General features: G+C 49.3%; 6 protein-coding genes. 1 reads left to right on the top strand and 5 read right to left on the bottom strand.

Features of this window, described 5'->3' with window-relative positions; all coding sequences use genetic code 11:
- Positions 1–147: 147 nt before the first annotated feature.
- The 4 genes from VB741_RS14370 to VB741_RS14355 form a co-directional block, all read right to left on the bottom strand.
- Positions 148–1,137, bottom strand: coding sequence for an ISAzo13 family transposase (locus VB741_RS14370; protein WP_323365873.1), 990 nt, complete (start codon positions 1,135–1,137; stop codon positions 148–150).
- Positions 1,103–1,333 carry a hypothetical protein gene (locus tag VB741_RS14365; protein ID WP_323365872.1) on the bottom strand — a complete coding sequence of 77 codons (231 nt, stop codon included), beginning with the start codon at positions 1,331–1,333 and terminating at the stop codon, positions 1,103–1,105. Before VB741_RS14365 ends, VB741_RS14370 begins: the two co-directional genes overlap by 35 nt.
- Positions 1,334–1,873: 540 nt before the next feature.
- Positions 1,874–2,758: a hypothetical protein gene (locus VB741_RS14360; RefSeq protein WP_323365871.1), complete on the bottom strand. Its 885-nt coding sequence runs from the start codon at positions 2,756–2,758 to the stop codon at positions 1,874–1,876.
- Positions 2,759–2,825: 67 nt separating this feature from the next.
- Positions 2,826–3,110 carry a DUF3288 family protein gene (locus VB741_RS14355; protein ID WP_323365870.1) on the bottom strand — a complete coding sequence of 95 codons (285 nt, stop codon included), beginning with the start codon at positions 3,108–3,110 and terminating at the stop codon, positions 2,826–2,828.
- A 314-nt stretch (positions 3,111–3,424) separates the two neighbouring features.
- Between VB741_RS14355 and larE the strand changes: the two genes are divergently transcribed.
- A complete protein-coding gene (gene larE, locus VB741_RS14350) occupies positions 3,425–4,240 on the top strand; it encodes an ATP-dependent sacrificial sulfur transferase LarE (RefSeq protein WP_323365869.1) in 816 nt (271 codons plus the stop codon).
- Between the two features lie 348 nt (positions 4,241–4,588).
- On the opposite strand, the gene fusA is transcribed toward larE, so the two are convergent.
- The gene (gene fusA, locus VB741_RS14345; RefSeq protein WP_323365868.1) at positions 4,589–6,676 is read right to left on the bottom strand and encodes an elongation factor G; all 2,088 of its coding nucleotides are present in this window, start codon (positions 6,674–6,676) and stop codon (positions 4,589–4,591) included.
- Positions 6,677–7,157: the final 481 nt, after the last annotated feature.

The following is a 7,157-nucleotide window of genomic DNA, read 5'->3' as shown; positions in this document are numbered from 1 at the left end:
TTGTTGGGACTAGATTGGCGTTCATATTCCAACTCTAGTCCTATTTCCTGCTTGATGCTCTACAACCTCCAACTGACAATACTTCAGCCCCTTTACTGATGGCCGAGGAACACCGGTTACGCCCTTAGGGCTTGTAAAGAAATAAGTTCACACTTTTGAGTCGGTTTTAGCCCGAGGTCTGAGAATGTAGTTCCATTGGGGGCAAATGCTTCGTCTGGAAAGATTAAGCATGGCCATCTCTTGGTCTGAAACTTTCACTTTAGTGGCATAGTGACGCCTGATTAAAGCCGCCTGAACCTTAAGCCCAGTATCAGTCGTTGTCCCTCGAATCAAGTTCAGAATAATTTTCAAAGAACGCAATGGCACCCCTGCCCAATTCAAGCTGATAAAGCTGAACAATCGATGTTCAATCGGATTCCACTTGGATGTGCCAGTGGGATAATGGCAGACCATGACCTCAATTTGGAAAGGATCCGCTAGTATCTCTTGTAGTTGCTTTTTCCAGTTCCGTGTCCGATAACCGTTGCTACCGCCACTATCACAGAGAATCAACAGTTTGGATTCATCCGTAAACTGGGGACGGTCTTGACGTTGCCACCAACGACTAATCGCATCGACAGCAAATTCAGCGGTATCAGCAGAAATGCCCACATAGACATAGCCTAAGTTATGACACACATCATAGATGCCATAGGGTGTAGCTCGGATGATGCCAGAGGATGGAAAGTCATGTACATCCACTTCTTCAGTTGCGTGTTGCCAGGAACGCCCAGGATTTTTGAAGTTGCCAATCAGTTCTTTCTTTTTGGCATCCACGCTAATGATTGGATGGCCTGCGCGGACAAATAAGCGTTTGACTCGCTCAATATAGCGAAACTGACGGTCTCGCTCCAAGCTAGATGGGCTATGCTCTTTGCGGTTAGCCTTGAGGGAATAGCCTTGTTGTTTGAGTAACCGTCTAACAGTCATATGGCTGACGCTTGCCCCAGATGCCTGTAACGCTCGACTGAGATATCGAAGGTCACGTCGTAACCATTGCTGCCCGCTCATGGGATCTCCAGCAACTTCTCCTTCAATCAAATCATCAAGCCATGAGAGAATTTCAGGTGTTTTTTTCAATGGGTAAACGTCCGCCACCGGGGGAACGGACGCGATTTGCCCTACGACTGACTAATCCCTCATCTAATTCTCGTCGTCCACGTCGAATGGTATTGACGTGCATTCCAGTCACTAAGGACATGTATTGGGTGCCACCATGCCCCATCTTTTTAGCCTCTAGCGCTACATACCAACGACGTTGCTGCTCGTCCAGACGACTCAGATAGAGATTCATCTGAGCGTGCAATTCTTTATCAGGGTGCGAGGCTGGGGCTTGGCAAATGGGGCATTGACATTGATGTACGATTCGGTTGGACACAAGATTGATAGCTCGGCATACTCGGGATATGCCATATTCTAGCTAAAAAGTGTGAAGTTATTTCTTTACGACCCCTAAGGCCAATTCATGACTTTAAGTTTTGGCCATTGCTGATTTAGGAGATGAACCGATCTGTTTGAAATACCATAGAAAAACGTTTTACAGGTAAAACCATCGCGAGGATCAGTAACGGCAAAGTTTTACCATCCGATCTGCTTGAAGTACCCTATGAAGTACTCTGTAACGGTGCCTTTGCAGATAGAACCATTCTTAGGTTCAGCAACACTTTCAGACTAATTAAACCAACCCATATTACCTGCCAGTGTTTAGCGTAAACTCCAATTTGACCGACAATTCTCCCCATGCATCATAATGCCGTTATTTTGCAACAAAGGTGTTGCGAAATAACGGCATTCAAGGGTGGGCACGACTCACCCTCCGGGACTGTGCAAGCCCCTAAAAAGACTTAATCTCAATATTGAGCATATCCACCCAATTGTCAGGATTCTCACCCATCAAACTCGCAAACTGCAATGGCTGTTCCGGCTTCATCGAAACACTAAACCCTTCCGGATTCTCAATAAACGCCACCACCTCATTCACCGCATCCGTCGCCACCTGATTATCCGACGACACCAAAAACTGACTCGCCCCCGTCAGCTGACTCGTCATCTGGGCCTTCAACTCATCCACCGTGACACCCTTTTCAGCCGCCATGGCCGCAAAGAGCTTATCAGCAAACGAATTATCCCGATAGGTAATCTCAAACCCATGGAAAATTGTATCCACCGGTGGCGATGTCTTCTGGGACTCAAAATCTTCTACATCAACATTACCCAGCTTCATGTTGATACTCAGATCACCCACCTGATCAGCACTCACCTTAAACGTATCAACGCTCATCTCCCGCTTAGCCTGGTCGTAGCGATACTTAGTATCAATGTCGAACTTTAGCTCGCTATCATAGCCAGCTTGCTTCAAAAAGTTCGCCATTTCCAACTGTTCCGGCTGGTTTAGATCCACCACCAAACCCTGAATCGAAGCATCAAAAGCTTTAGGTACATCTGACTTTTCATCAATCTCACGGATGATCACCTTCTCGATGGTCATCTCCCCCGGATCATCCTTAGACTTAATAGTCACATTCTCCACATGCACATCCTGGGCCAGAGCTTTATAGCTAATATCCTTATACTCAACAGCCAGGTTATCCTCTTCCATGCTGTTGATTAGTTTATTCACCTTGGCCTCGGCCACCTTAGTGCCGTAGAGATTGGCACCGAAATATAGGCCAATAGAAAGAACACCTACACCAATTCCGACAATTGCTAACTTGTTCATCAATAAGGGTTACTGTGCGATTAGGGTGATATACACCAGTGAACCCAACTTTTCCTAAAAATTACTTTTAACTCCAATCCTCCTTCTTCGTCCGCTGTGCCTTATACAGCATCTCCGTCTGATGAATCTCGCGGGTTTTTGCCATTAGCTCATCCTCCGTCAGGGACCAGTTCGCCAAGGCCTTATCCAAATCCTGCTGGATATCCCGCGCCCCTGGAAACCCGTCATAGCGAATCCGTAGTCGGGCTAGCTCAATCAAATTAAAGTCCGTCGCCTCACCATTTAGGAGGCCAGTCACTACCTCCCGGTCCTTCTTATACTGCGGATGGGTTAGTTCTTTCTTATCAGCCATGGGATTTTTTACGGATGCTTGATTAGTAAAGCCAATAGTAACCCAGGCCAAATCCCAAATCATCCCCCAATAACCCAAGCCAAAATATCTTCCCCTCCTGGAAGGAGTAACGAGGTAGGTTCCCCGTTAGCGCAAACGATCGAAACCCATCTCGGCCTTTGGACTACCCCTCCCGAAACGGGATTTTTCTTATCGTCAAGCATTTTTATGCCAAACAGAATTATTGAAACCCTTTATAAAAGCTTCATTTCTTAGCTAGGCTAAACATACAACCACTGCCGACTGAAGACACCTTCCAACCCTTTCAAGCCTTTATGATCACCCAAAAACTGCAGCAGCTTCAGTCGATCTTCCACGCTATGGACCGCGCCCTGATCGCCTACTCCGGAGGCATTGACAGCACCCTGGTGGCCAAGATTGCCCACGATGTCCTGGGTGATCAAGCCCTAGCTGTTACCGCCGAGTCGCCATCGCTGATGCTAGAGGACCTAGATGCAGCTAAACATCAGGCTGAGTTTATGGGCCTAACCCACCGCATTGTCCATACCCATGAGATGGACAACCCCAACTACACCAGTAACCCCACCAACCGCTGCTACTTTTGCAAAAGCGAACTCCACGACACCTTGAAACCCCTCGCCCTGGCCGAAGGCTACCCCTATGTGGTGGACGGTTTAAATGCCGATGACCTCCAGGATTATCGCCCCGGCATCCAGGCGGCTAAGGAACGGGGGGTGCGGTCTCCGTTGGCAGAGGTGGGTCTGAGCAAGCTAGAGGTGCGGGAACTATCGAAATATTTGGGGCTCCCCTGGTGGGATAAGCCATCTCAACCCTGTTTAAGTTCACGGTTTCCCTATGGCGAACTGATCACAACGGAAAAGCTGCATCGGGTGGGCCAGTGTGAACGCTATTTGCGTCAGCTGGGGGTACGCGATCTGCGGGTGCGCTCCGATGGGGAAACGGCCCGGATTGAGCTGCCGCCGGAGGAGATTAAGGACTTTATGGCCAGGGTGGATTTGGCAACCCTGGTGGCAGCATTCCAGGACTATGGATTTACCTATGTGACCCTGGATTTGGAAGGGTACAAAAGCGGCAAGTTAAACCGGGTTTTGGAGAAAACCAGGGTTTGATAGATGCGCCCGACATTCTGCACTTCCAACTGGCACACTCAGGTATTAAATTTGAAACCTTCTCTGGAAAAGGGTTTGACCTCAATTTAGTTCAGGTGAACTATTTTCTGTGAATTCTCAATAGGTTTAGCTTATTGAGAATTCAACACTTCTTAGGATGCTGTGATCTACTGGCCTCGTTATTAATGTTTTGATGTGCCAGTTAAAGGGCGGAATGTGGGATGCGCCATTATGGTTGGGGAATCCCCTAGTGATATAGGAGGCAACGACGCCTCATAAAAAAATCCTCGGCAGTTACCTAGCCGAGGATTACTCATTCATTGTTTAACTAGAGAGGTTGTTCGCGCCCTAGGCAGCGACGCCTTGGCGCTCTTTGGCTGCCTTGATCACCTCTTCGGACACGTTTCTGGGGCAAGGGGCATAGTGATCAAAGGTCATGGAGAACTGACCACGGCCGGAGGTCATGGTGCGCAGGTCACCAATGTAACCAAACATTTCGCTCAGGGGAACGTCTGCCTTGATGCGGACACCAGTTGGACCGGGTGACTGGGACTTGATCATGCCGCGACGACGGTTGAGGTCGCCGATCACATCGCCCACGTAGTCTTCGGGGGCAAAGGCATCTACGGCCATGATCGGTTCCAGAATCTGGGGACCGGCTTTGACAAAGGACTGACGGTAGCCAGCCTTGGCGGCGATTTCAAAGGCAATGGCAGAGGAGTCAACCGGGTGGAAACCACCATCGGTCAGGGTGACCTTAAAGTCCACTACAGGGAATCCGGCCAGCATGCCCTTTTCCATACAGGACGCAAAGCCCTTCTCCACCGCAGGCCAAAATTCACGGGGGACACTACCACCGGTCACCTTGGACTCAAACGTAAAGCCTGCACCGGTTTCATTCGGTTCGATCGTGTACTCAATCTTACCGAACTGACCAGAACCACCGGACTGCTTCTTGTGGGTGTAGCTATCGTTTAGCACCTTTGTGATGGACTCACGGTAGGCCACCTGAGGTTTACCTACGGATACGTCAATACCGTGGGTACGCTTCAGAATGTCCACCTTAATATCCAGGTGCAGTTCGCCCATTCCCTTCAGAATCACTTCACCACTTTCCTGATCCGTTTCCACCTGGAAGGAGGGATCTTCTTGGACCATTTTGCCTAGGGCAATCCCCATCTTCTCAGAACCGCCCTTATCCTTCGCTTCAATGGCGATGGAAATTACGGGGTCAGGGAAGACCATGGGTTCCAGCGTTGCTGGCTTCTTAGGATCACAGAGGGTGTGACCGGTTTGGACGGTCTTCATCCCCAACAGGGCAATAATGTCACCGGCCTGGGCGCTGTCTATTTCCTCGCGGTCATCGGCATGCATCTCAACGATGCGACTCACCCGTTCAGTTTTACCAGTGGCGGTGTTGAGGATGGTATCACCCTTTTTGAGGGTGCCGGAATACACCCGAGTAAAGGTGAGGGCACCGTAGCGGTCGTCCATAATTTTGAACGCCAACGCGCGCAGGGGATAGTCAGGATCCACCTTGGCGAAGCCACCGGTTTCGTTACCTTCGATATCCACCTCAGGCTGGGGCTTCACCTCCGTGGGACTAGGCAGGTAGTCCACAACGGCGTCTAGTATCAGCTGTACCCCCTTGTTTTTAAAGGAAGAACCGCAGTAGGTGGGGAAGAAAGCTAAGTCACGGGTACCCTTACGGATACATTTTTTCAGCTCATCGATGGAAATTTCCTCCCCTTCGAGGTATTTCTCCATGACGACGTCATCCTGTTCAACGGCCAGCTCAATCAGCTTCTCGCGCCACTCGGCCACATCATCCAGCATGTCCTCGGGCACGTCGGTGATCTGGTAGTTCATGGGATCATCAGAATCGTCCCAAACCCAAGCTTTTTCGGTCAGCAGGTCAACCACACCGCTAAAGTCATTCTCAATACCGATGGGTAGCACCATCACCAATGGTTTGGCGGCTAATACATCATTCACCTGCTGCACCACCCGGTAATAGTCGGCACCGGTGCGGTCCAGCTTGTTGATGTAGATAATGCGCGCTACTTCAGAATCGTTAGCGTAGCGCCAGTTGGTTTCAGACTGGGGCTCTACACCGCCGGAACCGCAAAATACACCGATACCACCGTCCAGTACTTTTAGAGAACGATACACCTCAATGGTGAAGTCTACGTGTCCAGGGGTATCAATGATGTTGAGCTGATGGTCATTCCAGAAGCAAGACGTGGCGGCGGACTGAATGGTAATGCCGCGCTCCTTTTCCTGGTCCATGAAGTCTGTGGTGGCCGCACCATCATGCACCTCACCGATCTTGTGTACCTTACCGGTCAACTTCAAGATCCGCTCAGTGGTGGTGGTCTTGCCCGCGTCTACGTGGGCGAAAATGCCGATGTTTCTATAACGACTGAGATCTTTCATGGTAATTCTCTAGGGTTAACTACGTCTCCAAACAGTTTTTGACCACCTTTTGGACCATTTCAGGACCATTTAGAGCGAAAGCAGACTTGGAAAAGTGGGGACAACTTAATCGCCGCCCCAGGCATTAGATATAGTACTTCAAAATTATTCACATTCCCTGAATTCTTAGGACATGAATGCCTAAGGCCCTGGGTAAGGATGAATATTCTGTACCTTTCTGTAGATAGAACTATGGTATCAAGTTAACTAAGGCAATGACATTGGCTGGCATGGTGATTACCGATCTTCTGGGCATCACTGATTGGCATAAAAAAGACCGCTAATAGCGGCCTTTGAGAAAGTTAGGGTATATCCGGGCGTAATTAAGTGTTGTGGGATGGGTGTTTCAAAGAGCTTTTAGGAACTGCGGGAAATACCTCATCAAAGCGTTGATTCACCCATGCGATTCTGAGAATTAAAAGATGCTTGAGTCCTGGCTCAC

The organism is Leptothoe sp. PORK10 BA2, from assembly GCF_034932105.1.
GTDB lineage: Bacteria > Cyanobacteriota > Cyanobacteriia > Phormidesmidales > Phormidesmidaceae > Leptothoe.
The sequence above is the reverse complement of the archived record's forward strand: the minus strand, read 5'-3'. Positions and strand labels throughout refer to the sequence as shown.